Genomic DNA, 26,068 nt, shown 5'->3' with positions numbered 1-26,068 from the left:
GGACCGCCGCCCCCGATGCGCGGGGACGGCGGCATGGCTCAGCTTTTCGGCATCAACACCTTGTCGATGACCTGAATCACCCCATTGGACTGGTACACGTCGTAGGTGGTGATGTCAGCGACGTCGCCCTTTTCATCCTTGATGGTGATGTTGTGCGGGCCGTTCATCATTGCCCACAGTTTGCCGCCGGCAACCGTGGTCAGTTCGGCCTTGCCGCCACCGGCCCTGATCTTCTCGGCCAGGGTCATCATGTCGAGTTTCCCGGCGACCACGTGGTAGGTGAGGATGTGGGTCAGCGTGGCTTTGTTGGCCGGTTTGAGCAGGGTGTCGACGGTGCCCGCGGGCAGCGCGGTGAAGGCCGAATTGACCGGGGCGAACACGGTGAACGGACCTTTGCCCTTGAGGGTGTCGACCAGGCCGGCGGCTTTTACCGCGGCGACCAGGGTGGTGTGATCGGCGGAGTTCACTGCGTTATCGATGATGTCCTTGCTCGGCAGCATGGTCTGACCGCCGACCGTGACGGTGTCGTGGCCCATGTCCGCCGCTTGCACGGTGTTCAAGGCGAGTCCGCCACCAAGGGCCAGGGTCAGCAGGCTGGCAATCAATGGCGTTTTGATCGAAGTGCGTTTCATGGTGATGATCCTTGTGATGAGAATCGGCCAGGAGTGTCTGTCCGTGCTTGATATACGTGGCCAGGACTCGACTGGATGCAGCGTCGGGAAATTTTTTCATGTAGGAGCGAGCTCGCTCGCGAAGGACTCCAGGCCAACGCGTTGACCCAGGAAGTACGCGTTATCGTTAACGTTCATCGCGAGCGAGCTCGCTCCTACAGGGGGCTGGGAACAATCCTCGGGGATATCAGTCCAATGCACAGTTTTTCGCCGCCCATTGCCGGGCGGTGTTCATAGAGGATGTCTGAATGAAGATTTCACGCGGTTTCGCCCTGGCATCGCTCTTGACCCTGGCGGTCAGCCCGGCCTTTGCACAGTTCAACCTGAGCGATGCGGCCAATGCCATTTCCGGCATGAAGGGCGGCAATGCGGCGACCGATGCCGCGCCGACCTCGGAGACAGCCGACCTGCTGAGCACCCTCAGTCAATTGAACATCACCCCACAGCAAGCCCTCGGTGGTGCGGGGGCGATGCTGGGTCTGGCGAAGAACCAGTTGAGTTCGACCGACTATTCGGAACTGGCCAAAAGCGTGCCGGGCATCGACATGCTCTCGGGCGGCGGTGAGTTGGGTGCACTGGCCGGTCTGCTCGGCTCCAGCGGCAAAGCTGCAGGGCTGGATAATGCCCTGGGCAACGTCAAGAACACCAACGACCTGAACAACGCCTTCAGCGCCCTGGGCATGGACAGCGGCATGATCGGCCTGTTTACCCCGGTGCTCCTGCAATACCTCGGTCAGCAGGGTGTCGGCGGTACGCTGCTGAGCAGCCTGGGCAGCATCTGGGGCACCGGCACCGGCACCGGCACCGGTAGCTGATTCAGCGGCGCTCGCTTTTCAGTTCAGCGATGCGCTGATCCTTCTCGATCCAGAGCTGGTTGACCCAGTTCTGGACCTTCTCGCGAAACAGCGGATCGTTTTCGTAATCGCCCTGCCACAGCTCCGGGTCGAGTTCGCGGGTCCGGATATCGATGATGACGCTTGGCACATTGCCGCTGATCAAGTCCCAGAACCCCGGAATCTTCTGTTGCGGATAAACCACCGTCACATCGAGAATCGCGTCCAGCTGTTCACCCATTGCCGCCAGCACAAACGCCACTCCGCCGGCCTTGGGCTTGAGCAGGTGATTGAACGGTGACTGCTGCTGGGCACGTTTAGCCGCCGTAAATCGGGTGCCTTCGAGGTAATTGACCACCGTCACCGGCTGGCGCTTGAACAGTTCGCAGGCTTGTCTGGTGATTTCAAGATCCTTGCCCGCGAGTTCCGGGTGCCTGGCCAGGAATGCCTTGCTGTAGCGCTTCATGAACGGGTAATCCAGCGCCCACCACGCCAGGCCCAGGAAGGGCACCCAGATCAGCTCTTTCTTGAGGAAGAATTTGAAGAATGGCGTCCGTCGGTTCAGTGTCTGAATCAGCGCCGGGATGTCGACCCAGGATTGATGGTTGCTGATCACCAGATACGAGGTGTCACGGCGCAGATCGTCACCGCCACGAATGTCCCATTGGGTGGGGATGCACAGGCGGAAGATCAGCTTGTCGATCTCGGACCAGGTCTCGGCAATCCACATCACAGACCATGAGGCGTAATCGCGAAAACGGCCTGGCAGGACCAGTTTGAGCAGGGCAAACACCATCAACGGCCCGATCAGGACCAGGGTGTTGAGCAGAAGCAGCAGGGTCACGAAACAGCCGGTGAGCAGACGGCGCATAAGTTACTCGTGGAAGCGGTTGGGCGCGCCATGATAAGCAGCTTGGGGCGACAGGCCAAATCGGGGGTGACGAATGTTTCACCTCTGGGCCGGTAACCTTGTGGGAACGATCAAGCGAACGACGGTCTAAAATCCCGCTGTTCACTCTCATGGAAGCCCATTACGTGAAATCCCTACTTGCAGCGCTCTCCCTCATCGCCCTGCCGGTCATGGCCGCCGAGCCGACCCTCTATGGGCGTTACGAATACATCGCCCTGCCGGAAATCGGCGGGCAGGTCCTCAAGGCGAAAATGGACACCGGTGCACTGACCGCGTCGCTGTCGGCCAAGGACATCGAAACCTTCAAGCGTGACGGCGAAGACTGGGTGCGTTTCCGCCTCGGCACCAAGGATGCGAGCAACAAAGTCTACGAACACAAAGTTGCGCGGATTAGCAAGATCAAGACTCGCTCCGAAGAGGAGGAAGATGACAGCGAAGTCGTCGCGCCGACGAAGCGTCCAGTGGTCGATCTGGAGCTGTGCCTGGGCAGCGTCAAGCGCACCGTGGAGGTCAACCTCACCGACCGCAGCAGCTTCAACTACCCGCTGCTGATCGGCGCCAAGGCGTTGCGCGAGTTCGGGGCGGCGGTGAACCCGGCCCGACGCTTTACGGCGGCCAAGCCGGATTGCTGATTTTTTAAACGCAAACAGCTTTGCGCGGCGATCTCAGTGTGTGAGTGCCTAGAGCTTGGGCATCGTCGCAATCATCGAAGGCCGCTGACTCACCTCGAAATACCACGCCGCGAGTTGTGGATTGGCTTCGCGCCAATCCAGATCCGGATGGCGCAGGTCCAGGTAACCCAGTGCACAGGCCACGCTGATCGCAGCGATGTCGAAGTGGCAGGTCAGCTCGGCAATGGCGTCTTTCTCCAGCAGCGCCAAGCTGCGGCGAATTTTGTCGCGCTGGCCGTCGAGCCATTCGTCCCAGTGTTTCTCCGGGGCGCGCAGGGCGACTTCGTAGCGCACCAACACGGCCGCGTCCATGATCCCGTCGGCCAGCGAAGCGAGGGTCAGGCGCCGCCAGCGCGCCGAGCCTTCGCGGGGGATCAGCGGGTTGCCGACGTGCTGGTGATCGAGGTAGTCGAGGATCACCCGGCTGTCGTGGATGATGTTGCCGTCGGCCAGGCGCAGGGCCGGGATTTTGCTCAGGGGGTTGTCGTCGATCAGGGTCAGGTCCGGGTTGACCGGGGTGAGTACGCTGGTTTGCAACGCCACGCGGTTCTGCTGACCGGTTTCGTGCAACAGCACCATGACTTTGCGAACGAATGGGGAAAGCGGGTTGTGGTACAGGGTCATGCTCGGGGCGGACATGGCAACGTCTCGGTCAGTGGCAGTGTCGGGCAGCATAGCGTGTTGTAGCGGGAGCTCAATATCCCAAAAAACGCAGACCTCATGCAGGAGCGAGCTTGCTCGCGATGCACCCGAGAACACCTCGGGGTGTCAGTCTTCCAACATCATCGTTGACGACCATCGCGAGCAAGCTCGCTCCCACAGGGTTTAGCGGCGTTGCAGCAGACCGCGCAAGGCAAGGACAGCCGGGATGCCCAGGCCAACCCAGCTCAGGGCGTCCCAAACGCCATCCCCCAGCAGCGCGGAAAACAGCCCGGCTGCGCTGAACAGAGCGATTACCGTGGGCGTCGAGAAGACCCTCCAGAAGTTCGACTGCCGGGGTTTCATGCCACGCTCTCCACTTTTTCCAGCACAGGCCTGGCGGCCTTGCGCCGCACCACCCACAAATAGACACCGCTGCCGAGCACAATGATGGTCAGCACATCCAGGGTCGCCCAGAGGATCTTCATCGGCATGCCGCCGTAGTCACCGAAGTGCAGCGGCTGCGACATGCCCATGGCGTCCATGTACCACGGTCGTTCGGCTACGGCAGTGACTTGCAGGGTGCTGGCGTCGATCAGTACCGGCGTCAGCAGGTGCGAGGTCAGGTGCGTGCTGCCTTTCATGAACACCGCATAATGGTGCTCACTGGAAAACCGCGTGCCGGGGAAGGCGATGAAGTCTGGCTGCATGCCCGGCGCGACATCCTTGGCAATGTCGAGCAACCGAGTGGCCGGCGCCAGTTGCGTCAGCGGCGGCGCATCGCGGTACGGCGCGACCATGGCGCTCAGGCTGTCGTTGCGCCAGGCGGCAATGATCAGGTCGGCGCAGGCACTGATCACGCCAGTCACGCCGACCACCAGGGCCCAGGTCAACGTCACCACACCGATCAGGTTATGCAGATCGAGCCAGCGCAGGCGCGTGGATTTGTCCTGGCGCACGGTGGCGAACTTCAAGCGGCGCATGAACGGCAGGTACAGCACCGCGCCGGAAACGATCGCCACCACGAACAGAATTCCCATGAACGCCAGCAGCAATTTGCCCGGCAAGCCGGCGAACATGTCCACGTGCAGGCGTAGCATGGTCATCATGAAGCCGCCGTTGGCCGATGGCGTTTCCAGCGCTTCGCCGGTACGGGCATCGAGCATGAAGGTGTGGGACGAGTTCGGCTCGGTGCCTGCGGTCGCGGCCATGATGGTCAGCACGGCGTTGGGCTCATCGTCCTCGAAGCCGAAATACTGCATGACTTCACCGGGACGGTATTTCCCGGCCGCTTCTACCAACTGCTGCAAATTCAGGTGCGGAGTGTCCGCCGGCATTTCCTTCACATCAGGTGCATCGCCCAGCAAATGGTCGATCTCGTGGTGAAAGATCAACGGCAGGCCGGTCAGTGCCAGCAGCAACAGGAACACCGTGCAAATCAGGCTGGTCCAGGTATGAACTGCGGACCAGCGGCGAATTGTTTTACTTTTCATTTCATAGCCTTCAGAAAAACCAAAGCCGTCCACAAAGGGCGGCCTGGTCATTGGGCGTGTCAGCTCAGAGCGTTACCACTTGTAGGTTGCACTTGCGACGACACTGCGCTGGTCGCCGTAGTAGCAGTAGAAGCTGTCGCAAGTCGAGATGTAGTCCTTGTCGAACAGGTTGGTCGCGTTAACGGCCAGCGAAGCGCCTTTGAGGCTGCTGTCCAGGCGACCGAGGTCGTAGTGAACCACCGCGTCGAACACTGTGTAGGCGCCGGCCTTGCCCAGCCAGGTGTTGGCCTGGTCGCCGTAGGTGTTGCCGGTGTAGCGCGCGCCGGCGCCGATGCCGAAGCCGTCCAGCACGCCGTTGTGCCAGGTGTAGTCGCCCCACACCGACGCTTGCTGGTTAGGCATCAGCTGCAGGCGATTGCCCTTGTAAATGCCATCTTGCACTTCGGATTTGGCCAGGGTGTACGCGGCGGTGACCTTGAGGTTTTCGGTCACGTCGGAAACGGCTTCCAGCTCCAGGCCTTTGACTTTCACTTCGCCGGTCTGGCTGGTGACTGTCACGTTGCCCACGTTGTTGGTGACGGAAACGTTTTTCTGGGTCAGGTCATACACGGCCGCCGTCAGCAGCGTGTTGCTGCCCGGTGGCTGGTACTTGATACCCAGTTCCCATTGCTTGCCTTCGGTCGGCTTGAACGACTCGGTCGGCGAGGCGACGGCATTGCTGGTCGGCTGGAACGATTCGGCGTAGGACAGGTAAGGCACGAAGCCCGAGTCGAACACGTAGCTGATCGCCGCATTGCCGCTGAAGTTCTTGTCGCGTTCGGTGTTGGTGGCATCGCCCTTGTTGAAGAACGTGGTTCCAGTGTGGACCCAGTCTTCACGACCACCCAGGGTCAGGCGCCATTGGTCGAAGGCCATCTGGTCCTGGATGTACAGGCCGGTCTGCTGGGTCTTCTGTTCGTAGTCGTAGAAGGCCGTGGAGCGTGCCGGACGCTCGATCGGCAAACCATAGATCGGGTTGTTGACGTTGATGCCCGGCGCGGTACCGAAGATCGACAGGAAGTTGGTGGTGTTGCGTTGGTGGTCCAGGCCGATCAGCAAGGTGTGAGTGACGTCGCCGGTGACGAAGTCGCCCTGGAAGTTGTTGTCCACGGCGAATTGGGCGATGTCTTCGTCGACATTGGTGGTGCCACGGCCGGTGTTGCCTTGATCGTCGACGACAAACCCGAGGTCGGCAAAGTCAGGGTCGTAGCTGTTGACGGTCACGGCCTGGAACGACAGCTCCGACTTGGTGTAGCGCAGGTTCTGCCGGAACTGCCAGACATCGTTCAGGCGATGTTCGAAGGTATAACCCAGCGCGTAGTAGGTACGGTCGTAGAAGTCGTAGTTCGGATCACCCAGGTTCTTGTGGTGGGAGATTTCGCCGAACGGCATGTCGATCTTGGTGCCCTGGATCGGATAGAACTGACTGGTGATACCGGTATCGTCACGGGTGAACTGCGTGAGCAGGGTGAACCTGGTGTCTTCGTCGATGTTCCAGGTCAGGCTCGGCGCAATGTTGTAGCGCTTGTCATCGATGTGGTCGATCGGCGTGCCGCCGTCGCGCAGGACGCCGCTGAGGCTGTAGAGGAACTGGCCTTCGTCGTCGATCTTGCCGGTGCTGGCGAAGTTGATCTGGCGATGATTGTCGCTGCCGTATTGCAACTGGATCTCGCTGCTGGCTTCGGCGCTTGGGCGACGGCTGACCATGTCCAGCAGGCCGCCGGGCGGGGTCTGGCCATACACGGATGAGGCCGGGCCGCGCAACAGCGCCAGGCGGTCGAGGTTCCAGGTTTCCTGTTTCGGGTTGGCGTACACACCTTTTGGTAGTGGCAGGCCGTCGAGGAATTGAGTCGGTTCGAAACCCCGCACGCGCAACCAGTCAGTGCGGGTGTCGCTGCCGAAGCTGCTGGCGGTGATGCCCGGCAGGTAGCGCACGGCATCATCGAGGGTGTGTACGTTGCGGTCGTCCATTTGCTCGCGAGTGACGACCGAAATCGAACGCGGTGCTTCGACCAGCGCGGTGTCGGTCTTGGTGCCGGCGGCGGTGCGCTTGGCCGTGTAGCCTTGTACCGGGCCCCAGGCACTTTCAGTATCTTCCACGCCGATCACGCTGGTTGCCGGCAGGTCCATCACGCCCTCGGGCACGGCCACCAGGCTGTAGGTGCCCGCATTGCTCTGCTCCAGTTGCAAGCCGGTGCCACGCAGGGCTTCGCGCAGGGCGCCGGCCGCGTCGAACTGGCCTTTGACCGGGGCCGAGGTCTTGCCTGCCGCCAGGGATGGATTCAACGACAGAGCCAAACCGGCCTGGCTGGCAATCTGGTTCAGGGTGCTGGCCAGAGGTGCGGCCGGCAGGTTGTAGGCGCGGACGCTGGCCGCCTGTTCAGCGGCGACCAGTTGGCTGCTGGCCAAAGGGGTAAAAAGGGCAATGGCGACCGCCAGCAAACTGCGGCGTATCAGGGAGTCTAGCGAACGGGGCATACAGCGGCTCCTGAATGGAAATATTTCTCAATTGCCTGTGTGCCGAACGAAAATCAAAAAGTGATAGGGCGGGATGAAAATTATTTCGATTCAGAAGTCGGTTGCGGCTGGTATTGGGTCAAACCGGTTTTTGTGGGGCGTCGTAGGCCGTCATCGCGAGCAAGCTCGCTCCCACATTGGAATGCATTTCAAAATGTGGGAGCGAGCTTGCTCGCGATAGCGGCTGATCAGGCACAATGCTTTTCAGGGTTTGTTGTCGGCCTTGGCCACCACCTTCACCCACCATTGCGTGTGCTGTTCAATCTGCACCGGCAGGGTTGGTAGCAGGGCATTGAGTGCCAGGTCGGTGTCGCGCAGCGGGAAGCTGCCAGTGATGCGCAGGTCGGCCACTTCCGGTGCGACCCCGACGTAACCGGGTCGATAGCGGCCGATTTCATGCACCAGATCTTCCAGCCGCGTGTTGTCCACCACCAGCATGCCGCGGGTCCAGGCATCCGCGCCGAGGTTGATGGCCCCAACCGGACCCAGGCCGTTGTTGCGGATCAGCACCTGCTGGCCTTCGCGCAGAACCTGTTCGTCAGGGCTGGACTCAGGGTGAACCGCCACCGCTGACTGCAACACACTCAGGCGCGTGCCTTGTTCCTCGCGCTTGACCAGAAATCGCGTACCCAGCGCGCGCATGCTGCCGTCACGGGTTTCGACGATGAATGGCCGGGGATCGCCATGGCCGGTTTCAACGAGGATTTCGCCTTCCTGCAGCACGATGCGCCGCTGCTTTTCATCGAAGCGCACATCCAGGGCACTGTGGGTGTTGAGATTGACCAGCGTGCCATCCGCCAGGCGCAGGGTGCGCTGCTCGCCAACGGCGGTGCGCTGGTCGGCCAGCCAGTAATCGATCGGCAGGTAACGTGGCCCGGCAAATAGCGCCAGGCCGATCACGGCCACCACGCTCGCCACGCCATTGCCGAGCTTGCGCACCCGCCGACGAATGCCTTCGCGCGATTGCAGCAGGGCAGTGCGGGCCGGGCCGCTGGCCACGCTGAAACGTTGGTCGAGCATGCTCAACTGGCGCCATGCGCGGGCATGCTCTTCGTGGGCCGCGTGCCACTTGGCGAATTCTTCGCGCTCTACCGGGTTGGCGCCGTCCATGGACAGCTGCCAGGCAATCGCCGCGTCCAGCACGTTGGCCGATACTGGTTTGGAACTGACCGGGTTCATGTCGGCTCACCGTACAGCGCGATGTAGCACTGGCGAATGCCTTGGGCCAGGTACTGGCGCACCCGCGGCACCGACACCCCCAGGCGCTCGGCGATTTCCGCATGGCCTAGGCCGTCGAGACGGTTGTAGAGGAATGCCGCCCGGGCCTTGCTGGAAAGCTTGCCGAGCAAGCGGTCGATGTTTTTCAGGTCTTCGAGGATCAATTGTTGTTCTTCCACCGACGGTTGTTCGGCTTCGGGAATCAGCATCAATTCGGTGAGGTAGGCCTGTTCCAGTGCGGCGCGGCGGAAATAATCGAACAGCAGGCCCTTGGCGATCGCCACCAGAAACGCCCGCGGCTCGCGCGGGACCTTCAGTTCCTCGCGGCCCAGCAAACGTACGAAAGTGTCCTGGCTCAGGTCTTCGGCCCGCTGTGGGCAGGCGACGTTGCGTCGAAGCCAGGCCAATAGCCAACCGCGATGGTCGCGATATAACGCACCGACGAGCTCACTTTGAGGGCTTGGAACTGACGACACGCCGCATCACCGATTGGGAAATATTAACTAACGAGAATTGTTCGCGATTGTCGCAGAGGCGAGGGAGGTAAGCAATTGGCGTTGGTCGGGTGGGAATTTGGCGAGGCCCCTGTAGGAGCGAGCTTGCTCGCGAAAATCGCCAACGATGACGCGTTTTTCTGGCAAGACCGAGGTGCCTGACGATTTTTCGCGAGCAAGCTCGCTCCTACAGGGATGGCGTATGGGTCAGAAGGACGGGGCTTGTTGCCGACGCTTCCACTGACTCAACCGCTGTTGCAGATTCAACGGGCTATGTATCTGCTGCTGCCGCGCGCGGCTGAACAGGATCAGCGCCAGTTCAGCGGTGGCCAGGGCGTCGGCGCTGGCGTGATGGCGTTCGAAGACTTCGAGCTTGAACCAGTCGATCCAATCGTCCAGCCCGGCCTCGCGAATGTGTGCTTGCGGGCATAGCAGCGGTGCAATGTCCGCCACATCCAGAAACGGGTGCTGCAACTTGAAACCCAGATGATCTTTCAGCGCACGTCCGAGCATGTGTTGGTCAAACGGCGCGTGGAAGGCCAGCACCGGACTTTCACCGACGTATTCCATCAAGTCGAGCAGCGCTTGCGCCGGGTCGCTGCCCGCTGCAATGGCGCTGGGGCCAATGCCGTGGATCAGCACGCTGGGGCCGAGTTTCACTTGTGGATATTGCAGGGTGCGTTCGAACTGCTGGCGAAAGTCGATGGCCCCGTCCTCGATCACTACCGCGCCGATGGACAACACATGATCCTTGTTCAGGTTCAGCCCGGTGGTTTCCAGATCGAGCACCACCCAGCGCTGCTCACGCAGGCTGCATTCGCCCAAGGCGGCAGCGGCTGGCAAGCGTTCCAGGCGATGTTGCAGGTCGGCGGGCAGGGTGGGGCTCGGTGGGCGCAGCCATGAAAACAGGCTCATAACTGATACCGCAAGGTCAGGCTGCTCTGCAGGCGTTGGGCCTGACGCAGAGACTCACGCAGGATGCGCCGGTCCAGATGATTGAGGCTGTCGGGATCGACCCGATTGGAATAGGGAAAGTTCTCCCGGGTCTGTAGTTGATGTTGCTGCATGCGGGTTTGCTGGATGAAGTGATAGGCCTCCTCGTACGCGGCGCCGTCCAGGGGTTCGATGACCTCTTTGGCGACCAACTGGCGAAAACGCTCCAGTGTGTTGTTGGCCTCGATGCCATGGGCCAGGGCCAGTAACCGGGCACCATCGACAAACGGGGTCAGCCCCTGAACTTTCAAATCCAGGGTGGCCTTCTCGCCATTTTTGCGCGCCAGCACGAATTCGCGGAAACGCCCTACGGGCGGGCGATTGCGCAGCGCATTTTCGGCCATCATGCGCTGGAACAAACGGTTGTCGCCGACCTGATCGAGAATGCCCCGACGCAACTGCTCACAGCCTTGCTCGCTGCCCCAGACCACGCGCAAATCGAAATAGATGCTCGAGCCCAGCAGGTTCTCCGGGGTTGCCTCGCGGATAAACGCCGCAAAGCGCCGCGCCCATTCGACCCGGGACAGGCACAGCTCGGGGTTGCCGGCCATGATATTGCCCTTGCACAAGGTGAAGCCGCACAGCGCCAGGCTTTGGTTGATCTGCTGGGCAATGGGCAACAACTTGCCGCGAATCTCGGCGGCATGGGCGGCATCCTTGGCTTCGAACAGAATGCCGTTGTCCTGATCGGTATGCAGGGTCTGCTCGCGACGGCCTTCGCTGCCGAAACACAGCCAGCTGAACGGCACGCCGGGGTCGCCTTTTTCGGCCAGGGTCAGTTCGATCACCCGGCACACGGTGTGGTCGTTGAGCAAGGTGATGATGTGGGTGATCTGCGTCGAAGACGCGCCGTGGGCCAGCATGCGCTCGACCAGTTGACCGATTTCGCCCCGCAGCGCCACCAGGTTTTCCACCTTCTGGGCATTGCGGATCGTGCGCGCCAGGTGCACCAGGTCGATCCGTTGCAGGGAAAACAGATCGCGCTCCGAGACTACGCCGCACAAGCGTTGCTCCTTGACCAGGCAGACATGGGCGATGTGCCGCTCGGTCATGGCAATCGCCGCGTCGAAGGCACTGTGATCCGGCGACAGGAAAAACGGCGCCCGGGTCATGTGCCTTTCGATGGCTTCATTGAAATCACTGCTGCCGTCGGCCACGGCCTGACGCAGGTCGCGCAGGGTGAAAATCCCCAGCGGCGACTTGAGTTCATCGACCACCACGATGCTGCCGACCTGTTGTTCGTGCATCAACGTCACGGCTTCGCGCAACGGCGTCTGCGGGTTGCACGTTACCGGGTGACGCATGGCCAATTCACCCAGTCGGGTATTGAGCGAATATTGGGTGCCAAGGGTTTCCACGGCTTTTTGCTGCACTTGCTGGTTGACCTGATCCAGCAGGCTGCTGACGCAGCGCAGGGCGAAGTTGCGGAAGGTGTCCGATAGCGAAAACAGACGGATGAACGCCGGCTTGTTCAGTTGCAGGCAAAAGGTGTCTTCGCCGGCGAGGTGCTCGGTACGGGTCGCCCGTTCACCCAACAACGCCGCGAGGGGAAAACACTCGCCAGTGGTAATTTCGAAGACCGTTTCGGTGCCACCTTTTGCCGTATGCGGACGCTCGCCCACGACCCGGCCTTGCTTGACGATATAGAAGTGCTCGACCGGGCCGTCGGCGGGTTTGATGATGCTCTCGCCGGGGGCGTAAAAACGCAGCTGACATTGCTCGACCAGATACGCCAGGTGAGCGTGTTCCATCTGGTTGAAGGGCGGGAAGCGCTGAAGGAATTGCAACGTGCCCTGGATGTTCTGCAACACCGCGGTTTTCCCTGCCTGTGTGAAGGCGTCCGCTTTACTCATAACCATTACCGCAGTCTTTTTTTGAATTGTTGTTGTCGGATGACCCTGACATGGTCGACCCCTGTGGCCGGGGTGCCCATTGGACGTAAGTCTAGGTAGGCGGTTAGCGCGCTGAAATGTCGGAAGAACCCTACGCAAGTGTGCGAAAAACCTCTCTACTCCCCTATTGGACTATTATCCGACGAGGTGCACATTGATGGTCTGCTTAGCGATGTCTCACCGCTGTGCCAGGGATTTGTATTGAACATATAGGGAAAGCCATGTCCGACCACGATATTTTGAGCGACGCCGAGCGCGAAGCGCTGAGTGCCGTCATGCTGGAACCTGACCTGCCGCAGCAACGGGTGCTGATCGTCGACGACGATGAAGACGCCCGGGCGCTACTGTCAGAGATCCTCGCGTTGGAGGGTATTCGCTGCATGACGGCGGCCAGTGGCGAAGCGGCACTCAAGATCCTGGTGACCGAGGCAGAGATCAAAAAGCCCTCGATCGGTTTACTGATCACCGACCTGCGGATGGGCCACGTTGATGGTTTGGACCTGATCCGTCAGGTACGCAAATCGGAAAGGGCGGCATTGCCAATCATCATTGTCTCGGGTGACGCCGACGTAAAGGATGCGATCGCCGCAATGCATTTGAGCGTGGTGGATTTTCTGCTCAAGCCGATTGATGCCGGGCACTTGTTGACACTGGTAAAACGCGAATTGGGCATTAAATAACGGGGCTCCTGTAATTGTTAGTTACGGCTTATAATTGTTTTGGTGAGTTTAACTTGTAATTAAGTTTATCTGGTTGGTCTGCGAAAAACCTACTCACAAATAGCTTGTTTCTTCTTTCGATTATTCCGTTATCGTTCGCTTCTTGAAAACCAATGCAGGCATTTAATTGATGCTGTGCCTGGTTTAATAAAGTCTGTCGTAGCACTATCCAGGTTACCAGTTTGGCACTCCGCTTTTTAGTGGATTGAGTATGCCGATGGTCGTCGTGTATTCAGTCTGCGGCTAGTTCCTGCAAATAAAATACCGACAAAGGTCATTACTCTTCCTGGGTTGTGTGGTTGTGTGTCGCAATGAGGACGATATGATAAAGAAAATTGAATTTCGCGATCTTGTACTTATTATCGGTGTGACAGTCATGTGGGGCAGTAATTATACGGTAATTGATATCAGTCTTGACGGTATCGATCCGTTCATATTGACAGCGTTGCGCTTTACTTTCTGTGCATTGCCATTGGTGTTCTTCATCCCGAAACCGAAGGGTGTCAGTACTTTTGTAACTATAGTCTACGGTTTGTTGTTTGGTATCGGAATGTGCTGGCTGATGAACTATGGCATGTTTCTTGGTGTCAGTGCCGGCGTGACATCTTTACTCTTGCAATTCAGTGCATTTTTCACGGTCATCTGGGGAGTATTGCTGTTTGGGGAGAGAATGACGGGAATACACTTGGCTGGTATTCTCATGGCGTTGCTGGGGCTGATGTTCATTATTCATGTAACGGACGGTTATGCCGAAAGCATAGGCCTTTTTCTGATACTCCTCGGTGCATTGTTCTGGAGTTTGTGCAATGTACTGGTCAAGAAAAGCAAGGTGGTTGATATATTTTCCTTTGTCGTTTGGTCGAGTCTGTATGCAACACCGCCTCTATATCTGATGACTTACTGGGTCAAGGGTGCAGCACCTTTCCAGTCGTTGCTAACGGACATAACTGCTCCGGTGCTGGCATCTGTCCTGTTCCAGGCCTATGTGGCGACGGTATTCGGGTATTGGGTTTGGAACCGAATGATTGAGAAGTATCCGGCGAGCCAGGTTGCACCGTTGTCAGTGATTGTTCCGATATCGGGTATTTTGACCTCGTGGTATGTACTCGACGAACCCATTGGTGGCGGAAAACTGTTTGCTCTCATAATCACGGTCCTTGGAATTGCCTTGTTTATGAATGCATCGAGAATAGGCCGCCACATCGCTGCAAACGCGTTGCGTTTCAGGAGCTAGTTCCGCATTTGCAGGAAGCAGAAACAAAAATCCCCCGGTTTTTCAATCGGGGGATTGCTGTGGAGGGAGCTGGTTTACAACCCGTTCTTCGCCTTGAACTCGCGACGCCGACGGTGCAGAACCGGCTCGGTGTAGCCGTTTGGCTGCCTGGTGCCTTCGACCACCAGTTCGACGGCTGCCTGGAAGGCAATGTTACTGTCGAAGTTCGGGGCCAGCGGACGATACAGCGCATCACCGGCGTTCTGGCGGTCAACCACCGGCGCCATGCGCTTGAGGCTTTCCATGACCTGATCTTCGGTGACGATGCCGTGACGCAGCCAGTTGGCGATGTGCTGGCTGGAAATACGCAGCGTTGCACGGTCTTCCATCAGGCCGACGTCGTTGATGTCCGGCACTTTCGAGCAACCAACGCCCTGGTCGATCCAGCGCACCACATAACCGAGAATGCCCTGGCTGTTGTTGTCCAGTTCGTTCTGGATCTGTTCGGCGGTCCACTGCGGGTTCACCGCCAGCGGGATGGTCAGGATGTCGTCCACCGAAGCGTGGGCACGCTTGGCCAGTTCGGCCTGACGGGCGAACACGTCAACCTTGTGGTAGTGCAGCGCGTGCAGGGCAGCAGCGGTCGGCGACGGTACCCAGGCGGTGTTGGCACCGGCCAGCGGGTGAGCGATTTTCTGTTCGAGCATCGCAGCCATCAGGTCCGGCATGGCCCACATGCCTTTACCAATCTGCGCGCGACCTTGCAGGCCGGTGCTCAGACCGATATCGACGTTGGAGTTTTCGTAGGCGCCGATCCATTTCTCTGCCTTCATGTCCGCCTTGCGCACCATCGGGCCGGCTTCCATGGAGGTGTGGATTTCATCGCCCGTGCGGTCGAGGAAACCGGTGTTGATGAACACCACACGCTCGCTCGCCGCCTTGATACAGGCCTTGAGGTTGATTGTGGTACGACGCTCCTCGTCCATGATCCCGACTTTGAGGGTGTTGCGTGGCAGGCCCAGCACGTCTTCGATGCGACCGAACAGCTCGTTGGTGAACGCCGCTTCTTCAGGGCCGTGCATCTTCGGCTTCACGATATAGACCGAGCCAGTGCGGCTGTTCTTGCGCGAGCTGTTGCCGTTGAGGTTGTGGATCGCCGACAGGCAGGTCACCAGGCCGTCGAGAATGCCTTCCGGCACTTCGTTGCCTTGACTGTCGAGGATGGCATCGATGGTCATCAGGTGACCGACGTTACGTACGAACAGCAACGAACGACCGTGCAGGCTCAGTTGACTGCCATCGACTGCGGTGTAGGTGCGGTCGGCGTTCATGGTACGGGTAAAAGTCTGGCCGCCCTTGGCGACGCTTTCCGACAGATCGCCCTTCATCAGGCCGAGCCAGTTGCGGTAGATCACCACTTTGTCATCGGCATCGACGGCGGCGACGGAGTCTTCGCAGTCCATGATGGTGGTCAGTGCGGCTTCCATCAGGATGTCTTTGACGCCGGCTGCGTCGGTCTGGCCGACCGGGGTGCTGGCGTCGACCTGGATTTCGAAATGCAGGCCGTTGTTTTTCAGCAGGATCGCGGTCGGTGCAGCGGCATCGCCCTGGAAACCGATCAGTTGCGCGTCGTTGCGCAGGCCGGTGTTACTGCCGCCTTTAAGGGCGACCACCAGTTTGCCGTCGACGATCTTGTAGCCGGTGGAATCGACGTGGGAGCCGGCCGCCAAAGGCGCCGATTCGTCGAGGAAGGCGCGGGCGAAGGCAATGACCTTGTCGCCGCGAACCTTGTTGTAGCCTTTGCCTTTTTCCGCGCCGTCGGCTTCGCTGATGGCGTCGGTGCCGTAGAGCGCATCGTACAGCGAGCCCCAGCGGGCGTTCGAGGCATTGAGGGCGAAGCGGGCGTTCATCACCGGCACCACGAGCTGTGGGCCGGCCATGCGGGCGATTTCGTCATCGACGTTTTGCGTCGTTGCCTGGAAATCGGCCGCTTCTGGCAGCAGATAACCGATGTCTTGCAGGAAGGCTTTATAAGCCACGGCGTCATGCGCCTGACCGGCACGCGCCTGGTGCCAGCCATCGATACGAGCCTGGAAATCATCGCGTTTGGCGAGTAGGGCTTTGTTCTTCGGCGCCAGGTCATGAATGACCTTGTCGGCACCGGCCCAGAACTTATCGGCGGTGAGGCCGGTACCGGGAATGGCTTCGTTGTTCACGAAGTCGAACAGGACTTTGGCGACCTGCAGGCCACCGACTTGAACGTGTTCAGTCATTGCTTGCCTCACTCTGCTCAGCTATTTCGCTTTTCAGCTCTTCAATTTAACAATGAAGCCTTTGGCCATTTAAACCACAAACCCCTCTACCAGTACATGCCCATGACAGGCGGCTGGGTTGGGACCAATCAACGGCTTGGGGCCTTGCTGACAGGGCTTTCAGGGTTGCGAACGTGCCTGCGGCAGACATCGATCCAACATTATGTAGTGCGCGCTGCGGCATACTACATGATGAATTGCGGTTGTGAAAATTAGACTAATTACGTCGTTCTGCGACCCCATGACGCATTGCGGTCACGTCGGGGAGCGTGATGTTCTCAAAAAACCATTAGATTGTTCCAGTTAAATATCAAAACTTGTACACGATTTGTTGGGCCTGCCGGATCGGCGGTGCCCGCATTCGCGAGCAAGCCCGCTTCCACAAGGACTGCGCATGACCCTGTGGGAGCGGGCTTGCTCGCGAAGAGGGCAGTCGATTCACCTTTGATTCCGGATCTGCCCAGACACCTCCCATCCCTTGCCTATACTTGTTTTTCCATAACAAAAAACATGACCAGAGGGCTGCGCCATGGACCATCTCGTACTCACCGTTTTTGCTCCGGACAAGCCCGGGCAAGTCGAGCGCATTGCCCAATGCATTGCCGAACACGGCGGCAACTGGCTGGAAAGCCGCATGTCGCGCATGGCCGGTCAATTCGCCGGCATTCTGCGGGTGGGCGTACCGGCCGAGGCTTACGATGAGTTGGTCGACGCCTTGCAGGGCTTGTCCGCCCAGGGTATTCGCGTGTTGGTCGCCGAAAGCAGCATCGAACAATCCTGCACCTGGAAGCCGATCGCCATGGAACTGGTGGGCAATGATCGTCCGGGGATCGTGCGTGACATCACACGCTTGTTGAGTGAGCAGGGAGTGAGCCTGGAGCGACTGGTCACCGAAGTGCGCCCGGCACCAATGAGCAGCGAGCCGTTGTTCCATGCCGAAGCGATTCTTGCCGTCCCGCTGACGCTGTCGCTGGACGTGCTGCAATCGCGCCTGGAGACCCTGGCTGACGATCTGATGGTTGAGTTGGTGCTGCGCAGTGAACCCTGATCAGGTTATCCAGGTTAAACGTGCACCGGCCTGTGGATAACCTGTAGAGACACCCCCGCCAGGCCACGCCGGCCGGGGCTTGCCAGAAACTGATCAAAAAACCAGCAGTTTCAGCCACTTGCGCACAATCGGCGGGGATCACGCTGTGGATAACCTTGGGAAGGAATGCTGCAGGCCACGGGAAACGTGGTCTGCAGCGGTTTGTACGTTTTTTGATCAGCTGCGGCGGCGCAAACTTATCCACGCATCGACGCTGTAAATCGCCAGACCGGCCCAGATAAACATGAACGCTACCAAGGTGCTGGACGACAGGTGCTCGCCAAACAGCAGTACCGCTTGCAGCAATACCAGGGTGGGCGCCAGGTACTGAAGAAAGCCCAGTGTCGTGTAGGGCAAATGCCGTGCGGCAGCGTTGAAACAGACCAGCGGCACCAGTGTGATCGGACCTGCTGCCACCAGCCACCAGGCTTCGGAGGTGGTCCAGAATTCGGCCTGGGCGCTGCTGGCCGTCGGATTGAGCAACAACCAGCCGAGGGCAATCGGCACCAGCATCCAGGTTTCCACCACCAGCCCCGGCAGCGCCTTGACCGGCGCCTGTTTGCGAATCAAGCCATAGAAACCGAAGGTCAATGCCAGCACCAGCGACACCCACGGCAGGTTGCCGACTTGCCAGACCTGCTGCGCCACACCCACAGCCGCCAGACCGACGGCAATCCATTGCATGCGCCGCAGCCGTTCGCCGAGGATCAGCATGCCCAGCAACACGTTCACCAACGGGTTGATGTAGTAACCGAGGCTGGCCTCCAGCATGCGTCCGTTATTCACCGACCAGACGTAAGTCAGCCAGTTGGCCGCGATCAGTGCGCCGCTCAGGGCCAGGATCGCCAGCCGTCGCGGGTTTTCCCGCAGCTCGCGCCACCAGCCGGGATGCTTCCAGACCATCAGCAACAAGGCGCCGAACAGCGCCGACCACAGTACCCGGTGGATGATGATTTCCACGGCGGGCACGCTGGCGATGGCTTTGAAATAAAGTGGGAAAAGTCCCCAGATGATGTAGGCACTCAGGCCCAGAATGTACCCGCGACGCGGGTTGGCGGCTTGCATGCAGAATCCTTGCTTAGGCAGCTAACAAAGAGGGGATTGTAAGGAGATTTGTCGGCGAATGTCCTGACTGAATAGGTTGGGTATTTGTGAACACAGTACCTGTGGGAGCGGGCTTGCTCGCGAAGGCGTGGTGTCAGTCACTTCATGTTTCAACTGATAGACCGCCTTCGCGAGCAAGCCCGCTCCCACATGGGGTCTGTGTTTGTCAGAAGAGTTTCAGCGGCTCTTCATTGAGTGCGGCCAACTGCTCACGCAACGCCAACACCTGATCACCCCAATAACGCTCGGTGCCGAACCACGGAAAACTGCGGGGGAATGCCGGATCGTCCCAGCGGCGGGCGAGCCAGGCGCTGTAATGCATCAGGCGCAAGGCGCGCAGCGGTTCGATCAAGGCCAGTTCGCGCGGGTCGAAGTCGTGGAATTCGTTGTAGCCGTCCATCAGTTCCGACAGCTGGCTCAGGCAATCCTGACGATCGCCGGCGAGCATCATCCAGATGTCCTGAACCGCCGGGCCCATGCGGCAATCGTCGAGATCGACGATATGGAACATCTCGTCGCGGCACATCATGTTGCCGGGGTGGCAGTCACCGTGCATGCGGATGTTCTGGTGCGGGGTGTTGCTGTAGGCATCTTCCACACGCTTGAGCAGGTCGCGGGCCACCGATTCGTAGGCCGGCAGCAGGCTGCGGGGGATGAAGTTGCCGTCGAGCAACGTGGCCAGCGAGTCATGGCCGAAGTTTTTTACCGCCAGCGCTTCACGGTGCTCGAACGGCCGGGTCGAGCCGACCGCATGCAGGCGTCCGAGCAACTGGCCCAGGCGATACAGCTGATCGAGGTTGCCTGGCTCCGGTGCGCGGCCACCACGGCGGGGGAACAGGGTGAAGCGGAAACCGTTGTGTTCATGCAGGGTTTCACCGTTGTGGATCAACGGCGCCACGACCGGCACCTCGCAGTCGGCGAGTTCGGCGGTGAACTGGTGCTCCTCCAGAATCGCTTCGTTGGTCCAGCGTTGCGGCCGGTAGAACTTGGCGATCAGCGGCTCGGCGTCTTCGATACCAACTTGATAGACGCGGTTTTCGTAGCTGTTGAGCGCCAGGATGCGCGCGTCGCTGAGAAAGCCGATGCTTTCGACGGCATCGAGCACGAGGTCTGGTGTGAGGGTTTCAAACGGGTGGGCCATGCTGACTCCTGCGCGCAGCAGGCTGCTGCGTCCGGCCAGGCATGGTAGCGCAGACGGGGCTTCTATAGTGTTTGGGCTTGATATGAGTGTTGTCCGGGATGACGCCTTCGCGAGCAAGCCCGCTCCCACATTCGACCGCAGTCTTCTGAATTAACTCGGTCAAATGTGGGAGCGGGCTTGCTCGCGAAGAGGGCTGTCAGGCGCCGACGACTCCGCCATCCTCGCGAGTAATCGCCATCACCGAAGACCGCGGCTTGCCGTTTGGCAGATGCTCGGGGAAGGTGGAGCCGCCGTTTTCACCCGGGTGCTGGATCCCGACAAACAGGGTTTTCTGGTCCGGCGAGAAGCTGATCCCGGTCACCTCGCAGCCCACCGGCCCGACCATGAAGCGGCGAATTTCGCCGGTCGCCGGATCAGCACAGAGCATCTGGTTGTTGCCCATGCCGGCAAAGTCTCCGGCGTTGCTCACATCACCGTCGGTCAGAATCCACAGGCGTCCAGCCTTGTCGAAGCCCAGGCCGTCCGGGCTGTTGAACATGTTCTGCGGCGTGATGTTCGAGGACCCGGCTTTTGGCGTACCGGCATGTGCGCCCGGGTTGCCGGCCACTACAAACAGGTCCCAGGCAAAGGTGTGCGAGGCGTGATCGTCGCGCTCGGTGCGCCAACGTAGGATCTGCCCGTAGACGTTCTTCTCCCGCGGGTTCGGCCCGCCCACCGGTTGCCCGTCTTCGCCACGTTTGGCGTTGTTGGTCAGCGTGCAGTAAACCTGGCCATCCTTGGGGCTGACCACGATCCATTCCGGGCGATCCATGCGCGTGGCTTTTACTACACTGGCGGCGAGACGGGCGTGGATCAGTACTTCGGCCTGATCGGCAAAACCGCTGCTGGCATCGATGCCATTTTTGCCGTGGGTCAGTTCGATCCATTCACCCTGGCCTTTCGGGTGATCGGCGTTGCCGTCGCCCGCATCGAAACGCGCCACGTACAGCGTACCGTGGTCGAGAATGTCGCGGTTGGCCTTGGGGTTCTTGTGGTCGATCTTGTCGCGGCTGACGAATTTGTAGATGAACTCACCGCGCTCGTCGTCGCCCATGTACACCACGGCATGGCCATCGCCGGTTTCGGCCAGGGCCGCGTTTTCGTGTTTGAAGCGGCCCAGGGCCGTGCGTTTGACCGGCGTCGACTGCGGATCGAATGGATCGATTTCCACCACCCAGCCGTGACGGTTGAGCTCGTTGGGGTTCTTGGCCAGGTCGAAGCGCTCGTCGTGTTGATGCCAGTTGATTTCTTTGCTGGTCACCACCGCGCCGTAGCGTTTTTGTGCCGGGTCGAATTTCTGCTCGGCGTTGCTGCTGCCGAAGCAGTCGGTGAAGTTCTCTTCACAGGTCAAATAGGTGCCCCACGGTGTCTTGCCGTTGGCGCAATTCTGGAAGGTGCCGAGAACGTTCTTGCCGTGGGGATCGGCGGCGGTTTTCAGCAGGGCATGTCCGGCGGCCGGGCCGCTCAGGCTGATCGGTGCATTGCCGTGAATGCGGCGGTTGTAGCGCGAGCCCTGGACGAACTGCCAGTGGCCGTTCTTGCGCTGCACTTCAATTACCGACACACCTTCGCAGGCCAGAGCCTTGCGCACTTCCTCTGCCGATTGCGGCATGCCGCCGTGGGCGTAGAGGTAGCGATAGTTGGTGTATTCATTGTTGATCGCCATCAGCGCCCGGTCTTTTTCGCCGGGAAATTCGAACAGGCTCATGCCGTCGTTGTTGTCGCCGAACTGGGCTTCCTGATGTTCGGCGCTGCCGTTGCCGCTTGGGTCGAACGCCGGGCCGTTCTTGTGCAGAGGCTGGCCCCAGCTGATCAGCACCGAGGACTTGTAGCCCGGTGGCAGGGTGATGGTGTCGCTTGTGGCGGCGGCAATACTGTCGAAACCCAACAACTGGCTGTTACCGGCGCTGACGCTGGCTGCCATCACGCTGCGGCTCAGCAGGTTGCCGCCGAGGAACATCGCGGCGCCGCACAGGGCGCCCGCGCTGATGAAGCCGCGACGGCTGAGGCCGACCATGTTTTCGAGGTCGGTGGACTGGTTTTCTTCTAATAGACTCATTTCAGGCTCCCTGCGGTTTTGCAGACACCTTAATGGTGAGTAATGAACCTTTTGTTGCAGTTTTGCTTAAAGCGGCGTGCCCAGCAGTACCCTGGACGGCGAAAACTCCACGCGCACCGGCTTGCCGCCCGTCAGCCCCAATGCTTGCAAATGACTCGGTTCGTCCAGGGCGCAGAGCGTCAGGCCGTTGGGCAGGGTGATGCGCACTTCGCTGGGGCCATCGTCTGCGTCGAGAATCTTCTCGATGGTGCCGCTGAAGCAATTGTTTCCCGGCGTTTCGGCTGAATCGATTTCCAGCACATCGAGCCAGCCGGCCTTGATCAATGCCACGACTTCGGTGCCGATTTGCAGCTCCAGGCGCTCGGTGCTGTCGTGGGTGATCTGCGCGTCGACGATCACGCCTTCGGCGACTTCGAGGCGAATCAGGTCGTTGCGCCCCTGAGGTTCGATCGCCACCACCTTGCCGTGCAACTGGTTGCGCGCGCTGGTGCGCAGCATCAGACGCCCGAGCAGGTCGAGGTCGCTCGCGTCTTCAGCAGCTTCCAGCACCTGGGCCTGCAAGGCTTGCAGCTTCTGGTACAGGCGCAACACCCGCTCACCTTCGTTGGACAGGCGCGCACCGCCGCCGCCCTTGCCGCCGACAATCCGCTCCACCAGCGGCTTCTGCGCCAGGTTGTTCAGCTCATCGATCGCATCCCAGGCAGCCTTGTAGCTCAGGCCCGCGCTTTTTGCCGCGCGGGTGATCGAGCCTTGTTCGGCGATGTGCTGCAGCAGGGCGATGCGCTGCGGACGGCGGACAATGTGCTGGGACAGCAAGGTTGGCAAAGACATGGCTAGTCGCTTTGGGTGGTGACGGTGGTGAGGACGTTGGCCGCTTGGACCGCGCGAGTCAAGTCAGGGTGTCTCGCCGGGTTTTGGTGTGCGGGCCAGGCAATAGACGTCGACCCTCGCCGCACCAGCCTCTATCAGCAGGCGAGCCAGGGCCTGGGCCGTGGCGCCGGTGGTCAGGACGTCGTCGATCAGGGCCAGGTGCTGGCCATTGACGACCGCGCCAGGCGCCAGGGAGAAAGCATTGCGCAGGTTGTTTCGGCGGGCTTCGGCGTTCAAGGCCTGTTGGGCGTCGGTGTCCTGGGTTCGTAGTAGCAATCGTTCGTCGCAAGGGATATCAAGACTGGTACTCAACCAGTGAGCCAGCATCGCCGCCTGGTTGAATCCGCGCTGGCGCAGGCGTCGGTTGGCCAGCGGCACCGGGATCAGCGCATGAGGTCGCAGCAGATCGTCTTCGAAGCGATGTTGCAGGTATTGAGCAAGAAGTTCGGCGAGCAGGCGGCCAAATGGCCACTTTGCGTTGTGTTTGAAGCGGGTGATCAGGCTGTCTACGGGAAAGCTGTAGGTCCAGGGTGCAATCACTTGTTCGAAGGCCGGTGGCTGCTTCAGACATTGGCCGCAGGTCAGGCCTGCGGCCGGGAGCGGCAGGGCGCAGGTCTGGCAGTGATCGCCGAGCCAGGGCAACTCGATTTCGCAGACTGTGCAGACAGGAGGGATGCCGTCGGCCGTTTCATCGCACAGCAAGCATGATTGTTTGTTTTTTAACCAGATGTAAACCGGTCCTTTGTATCGTGGTTGACAGCGCATCGCTCTTCCTTAAATATGCCGAAACATCTGTGAAGCGGCTGTGAAATTCCATTACCCGGCCGCCTGCCAAAGCATAATTCAAAGGAAACGCCCATGAGTGCCAGCACCACTGCAACCCTGCGTCATGACTGGACTTTGGCCGAAGTCAAAGCACTCTTCGTTCAACCATTCAATGACCTGCTGTTCCAGGCGCAGACGGTGCACCGTGCGCATTTCGACGCCAACCGCGTCCAGGTGTCGACCCTGCTGTCGATCAAAACCGGCGCCTGCCCGGAAGATTGCAAATATTGTCCGCAGTCCGGTCACTACAACACCGGCCTGGAAAAAGAAAAACTGATGGAAGTGCAGAAGGTTCTCGAAGAGGCCGCTCGCGCCAAGGCCATCGGTTCGACCCGCTTCTGCATGGGCGCGGCGTGGAAACACCCGTCGGCCAAGGACATGCCCTACGTACTGAAGATGGTCGAAGGCGTGAAAGCCCTGGGCCTGGAAACCTGCATGACCCTCGGTCGCCTGGATCAGGAGCAGACTGAAGCGCTGGCCAAGGCCGGCCTCGACTACTACAACCACAACCTCGATACCTCGCCTGAGTTCTACGGCAGTATCATCACCACCCGCACCTACAGCGAGCGCCTGCAAACCCTGGCCTATGTGCGTGACTCGGGGATGAAGATCTGCTCCGGTGGCATTCTCGGCATGGGCGAGTCGCTGGACGACCGCGCCAATCTGCTGATCCAGCTGGCCAACCTGCCGGAGCACCCGGAGTCGGTGCCGATCAACATGCTGGTGAAAGTCGCCGGTACGCCGCTGGAAAATGCCGACGACGTCGACCCGTTCGATTTCATCCGCATGCTCGCGGTCGCGCGCATCCTGATGCCGCAATCCCACGTGCGCCTGTCCGCCGGCCGCGAAGCCATGAACGAACAGATGCAGGCCCTGGCGTTCTTTGCCGGTGCCAACTCGATTTTCTACGGCGAAAAACTGCTGACCACCGCCAACCCGCAGGCCGACAAGGACATGCAACTGTTCTCGCGTCTGGGCATCCTGCCGGAAGCCCGCGAAGAGCACGCCGACGAGGTGCATCAGGCAGCGATCGAGCAGGCGCTGGTGGAGCAGAAGAGCAGCGAGCAGTTCTATAACGCGGCGGTTTGAGCAACCACTGCGTCCACTGAATGAATGCAAAACCCCTGTGGGAGCGAGCTTGCTCGCGATAGCGTCAGGTCCGTCGACATCAATGTTGAATGTGAAGCCGCCATCGCGAGCAAGCTCGCTCCCACAGGGATCGCATTCATTTTGATTTCTGTGATCTGAACTTCGAGGCCTGCATGTCTTTCGATCTCGCCGCACGCCTTGCTGCCCGTCGTGCCGAAAATCTCTATCGCCAGCGCCCGCTGCTTGAAAGCCCGCAGGGGCCGCAAGTGGTGGTCGATGGCCAGCCGTTGCTGGCGTTCTGTAACAACGATTACCTGGGCCTGGCCAATCATCCGCAAGTGATCGAAGCCTGGCGTGCTGGCGCGTCGAAGTGGGGTGTGGGTGGAGGGGCATCACATCTGGTCATCGGCCATAGCGCCCCGCACCATGCCCTGGAAGAAGCGTTGGCCGACCTGACCGGTCGCCCGCGCGCGCTGCTGTTCACCACCGGTTATATGGCCAACCTCGGTGCGGTCACGGCGCTGGTGGGGCAGGGTGATACGGTGCTCGAAGACCGGCTCAATCATGCGTCTCTGCTCGACGCGGGGCTATTGTCCGGCGCGCGGTTCAATCGTTATCTGCACAACGACCCGGTGAGCCTGGCCAAACGCCTGGAAAAAGCCACCGGCAATACGCTGGTGGTCACCGATGGCGTGTTCAGCATGGACGGTGATATTGCCGACTTGCCAGCGCTGGCCCGAGAAGCCAAGGCCAAAGGCGCCTGGTTGATGGTCGACGATGCCCATGGTTTTGGACCGCTGGGTGCCAACGGTGGCGGCATCGTCGAGCATTTCGGATTGAGCCAGGATGATGTTCCGGTGTTGGTCGGCACGCTTGGCAAAGCCTTTGGTACGGCGGGTGCCTTTGTGGCTGGCAGCGAAGAGCTGATCGAAAGTCTGATTCAGTTTGCCCGTCCCTACATCTACACCACCAGCCAGCCACCGGCGCTGGCCTGCGCCACGTTGAAAAGCCTGGAACTGCTGCGCAGCGAACACTGGCGCCGCGAGCATTTGCAGACGCTGATCCGCCAGTTCCGCCACGGTGCCGAACAGATTGGCCTGGAACTCATGGACAGCTTCACGCCGATCCAGCCGATCATGATCGGCGATGCCGGGCGTGCGGTACGCCTTTCGCAAATGCTGCGCGAGCGCGGGTTGATGGTGACCGCGATTCGCCCGCCCACCGTGCCCGCCGGCAGGGG

Annotated in this window: 23 protein-coding genes; 7 read left to right on the top strand and 16 right to left on the bottom strand. The window is 60.0% G+C overall.

Going from position 1 to position 26,068, the window contains the following annotated elements; all coding sequences use genetic code 11:
- Positions 1-38 precede the first annotated feature (38 nt).
- Positions 39-632 carry a fasciclin domain-containing protein gene (locus tag PMI29_RS25630; protein ID WP_007994415.1) on the bottom strand — a complete coding sequence of 198 codons (594 nt, stop codon included), beginning with the start codon at positions 630-632 and terminating at the stop codon, positions 39-41.
- A 287-nt stretch (positions 633-919) separates the two neighbouring features.
- Here PMI29_RS25630 and PMI29_RS25635 point away from each other — a divergent pair, with 287 nt between their 5' ends.
- Complete coding sequence (locus PMI29_RS25635) at positions 920-1,486, top strand: DUF2780 domain-containing protein (protein ID WP_007994413.1); 567 nt, start codon at positions 920-922, stop codon at positions 1,484-1,486.
- Position 1,487: 1 nt separating this feature from the next.
- Here the strand turns inward: PMI29_RS25635 and PMI29_RS25640 are convergent, their stop codons facing one another.
- Entirely contained in the window at positions 1,488-2,375 is an 888-nt protein-coding gene (locus PMI29_RS25640) for an acyltransferase (RefSeq protein WP_007994410.1), read from the bottom strand.
- Positions 2,376-2,539: 164 nt separating this feature from the next.
- Here PMI29_RS25640 and rloA2 point away from each other — a divergent pair, with 164 nt between their 5' ends.
- On the top strand, positions 2,540-3,046 hold the full coding sequence (gene rloA2, locus PMI29_RS25645) for a retropepsin-like aspartic peptidase RloA2 (RefSeq protein ID WP_033051999.1): 507 nt from the start codon (positions 2,540-2,542) through the stop codon (positions 3,044-3,046).
- A 48-nt stretch (positions 3,047-3,094) separates the two neighbouring features.
- On the opposite strand, the gene PMI29_RS25650 is transcribed toward rloA2, so the two are convergent.
- The 8 genes from PMI29_RS25650 to PMI29_RS25685 form a co-directional block, all read right to left on the bottom strand.
- The gene (locus PMI29_RS25650) at positions 3,095-3,724 is read right to left on the bottom strand and encodes a glutathione S-transferase family protein (protein WP_007994408.1); all 630 of its coding nucleotides are present in this window, start codon (positions 3,722-3,724) and stop codon (positions 3,095-3,097) included.
- 186 nt (positions 3,725-3,910) lie between these two features.
- A complete protein-coding gene (locus PMI29_RS25655; RefSeq protein WP_007994407.1) occupies positions 3,911-4,090 on the bottom strand; it encodes a hypothetical protein in 180 nt (59 codons plus the stop codon).
- Positions 4,087-5,217 (bottom strand): PepSY-associated TM helix domain-containing protein, encoded by a 1,131-nt coding sequence (locus PMI29_RS25660; protein WP_033051998.1) that lies wholly within the window; start codon positions 5,215-5,217, stop codon positions 4,087-4,089. The genes PMI29_RS25655 and PMI29_RS25660 overlap by 4 nt, the downstream gene beginning before the upstream one ends.
- A 72-nt stretch (positions 5,218-5,289) precedes the next feature.
- A complete protein-coding gene (locus tag PMI29_RS25665; protein ID WP_007994405.1) occupies positions 5,290-7,734 on the bottom strand; it encodes a TonB-dependent siderophore receptor in 2,445 nt (814 codons plus the stop codon).
- Positions 7,735-7,977: 243 nt separating this feature from the next.
- The gene (locus tag PMI29_RS25670; RefSeq protein ID WP_007994404.1) at positions 7,978-8,952 is read right to left on the bottom strand and encodes a FecR domain-containing protein; all 975 of its coding nucleotides are present in this window, start codon (positions 8,950-8,952) and stop codon (positions 7,978-7,980) included.
- The gene (locus tag PMI29_RS25675; RefSeq protein WP_007994402.1) at positions 8,949-9,467 is read right to left on the bottom strand and encodes an RNA polymerase sigma factor; all 519 of its coding nucleotides are present in this window, start codon (positions 9,465-9,467) and stop codon (positions 8,949-8,951) included. Before PMI29_RS25675 ends, PMI29_RS25670 begins: the two co-directional genes overlap by 4 nt.
- A gap of 225 nt (positions 9,468-9,692) precedes the next feature.
- Positions 9,693-10,400 carry a 3'-5' exonuclease gene (locus PMI29_RS25680; protein WP_007994399.1) on the bottom strand — a complete coding sequence of 236 codons (708 nt, stop codon included), beginning with the start codon at positions 10,398-10,400 and terminating at the stop codon, positions 9,693-9,695.
- Positions 10,397-12,337, bottom strand: a complete 1,941-nt coding sequence (locus tag PMI29_RS25685) for a putative nucleotidyltransferase substrate binding domain-containing protein (protein WP_007994397.1) — start codon at positions 12,335-12,337, stop codon at positions 10,397-10,399. The genes PMI29_RS25680 and PMI29_RS25685 overlap by 4 nt, the downstream gene beginning before the upstream one ends.
- Positions 12,338-12,591: 254 nt before the next feature.
- Between PMI29_RS25685 and PMI29_RS25690 the strand changes: the two genes are divergently transcribed.
- Positions 12,592-13,050, top strand: a complete 459-nt coding sequence (locus PMI29_RS25690; RefSeq protein WP_007994395.1) for a response regulator — start codon at positions 12,592-12,594, stop codon at positions 13,048-13,050.
- 361 nt (positions 13,051-13,411) lie between these two features.
- Positions 13,412-14,323, top strand: a complete 912-nt coding sequence (locus PMI29_RS25695) for an EamA family transporter (RefSeq protein ID WP_007994393.1) — start codon at positions 13,412-13,414, stop codon at positions 14,321-14,323.
- A gap of 74 nt (positions 14,324-14,397) precedes the next feature.
- Here the strand turns inward: PMI29_RS25695 and PMI29_RS25700 are convergent, their stop codons facing one another.
- Positions 14,398-16,575 carry a malate synthase G gene (locus tag PMI29_RS25700; protein WP_007994391.1) on the bottom strand — a complete coding sequence of 726 codons (2,178 nt, stop codon included), beginning with the start codon at positions 16,573-16,575 and terminating at the stop codon, positions 14,398-14,400.
- 568 nt (positions 16,576-17,143) lie between these two features.
- Between PMI29_RS25700 and PMI29_RS25705 the strand changes: the two genes are divergently transcribed.
- Positions 17,144-17,662, top strand: coding sequence for a glycine cleavage system protein R (locus PMI29_RS25705; RefSeq protein ID WP_007994389.1), 519 nt, complete (start codon positions 17,144-17,146; stop codon positions 17,660-17,662).
- A 216-nt stretch (positions 17,663-17,878) separates the two neighbouring features.
- Here the strand turns inward: PMI29_RS25705 and rarD are convergent, their stop codons facing one another.
- From rarD to PMI29_RS25730, 5 genes are all read right to left on the bottom strand, one after another.
- Positions 17,879-18,766 carry an EamA family transporter RarD gene (gene rarD / locus PMI29_RS25710; protein ID WP_007994387.1) on the bottom strand — a complete coding sequence of 296 codons (888 nt, stop codon included), beginning with the start codon at positions 18,764-18,766 and terminating at the stop codon, positions 17,879-17,881.
- Positions 18,767-18,971: 205 nt separating this feature from the next.
- On the bottom strand, positions 18,972-19,946 hold the full coding sequence (locus tag PMI29_RS25715) for a serine/threonine protein kinase (RefSeq protein ID WP_007994384.1): 975 nt from the start codon (positions 19,944-19,946) through the stop codon (positions 18,972-18,974).
- A 196-nt stretch (positions 19,947-20,142) separates the two neighbouring features.
- A complete protein-coding gene (locus tag PMI29_RS25720) occupies positions 20,143-22,044 on the bottom strand; it encodes a PhoX family protein (RefSeq protein ID WP_007994382.1) in 1,902 nt (633 codons plus the stop codon).
- Between the two features lie 66 nt (positions 22,045-22,110).
- Entirely contained in the window at positions 22,111-22,875 is a 765-nt protein-coding gene (locus PMI29_RS25725) for a TOBE domain-containing protein (protein WP_007994377.1), read from the bottom strand.
- 63 nt (positions 22,876-22,938) lie between these two features.
- Positions 22,939-23,679 (bottom strand): ComF family protein, encoded by a 741-nt coding sequence (locus PMI29_RS25730; RefSeq protein WP_007994375.1) that lies wholly within the window; start codon positions 23,677-23,679, stop codon positions 22,939-22,941.
- Positions 23,680-23,772: 93 nt separating this feature from the next.
- On the opposite strand from PMI29_RS25730, the gene bioB reads away from it, so the two are divergent.
- Both bioB and bioF read left to right on the top strand, forming a co-directional pair.
- Positions 23,773-24,828, top strand: a complete 1,056-nt coding sequence (gene bioB / locus PMI29_RS25735) for a biotin synthase BioB (RefSeq protein ID WP_007981424.1) — start codon at positions 23,773-23,775, stop codon at positions 24,826-24,828.
- 173 nt (positions 24,829-25,001) lie between these two features.
- A partial coding sequence (gene bioF / locus PMI29_RS25740; RefSeq protein ID WP_007994373.1) for an 8-amino-7-oxononanoate synthase occupies positions 25,002-26,068 on the top strand: 1,067 nt, incomplete at its 3' end.

The organism is Pseudomonas sp. GM49 (genome assembly GCF_000282355.1).
Lineage (GTDB): Bacteria > Pseudomonadota > Gammaproteobacteria > Pseudomonadales > Pseudomonadaceae > Aquipseudomonas.
This window is presented reverse-complemented; position numbering and strand designations above follow the sequence as displayed.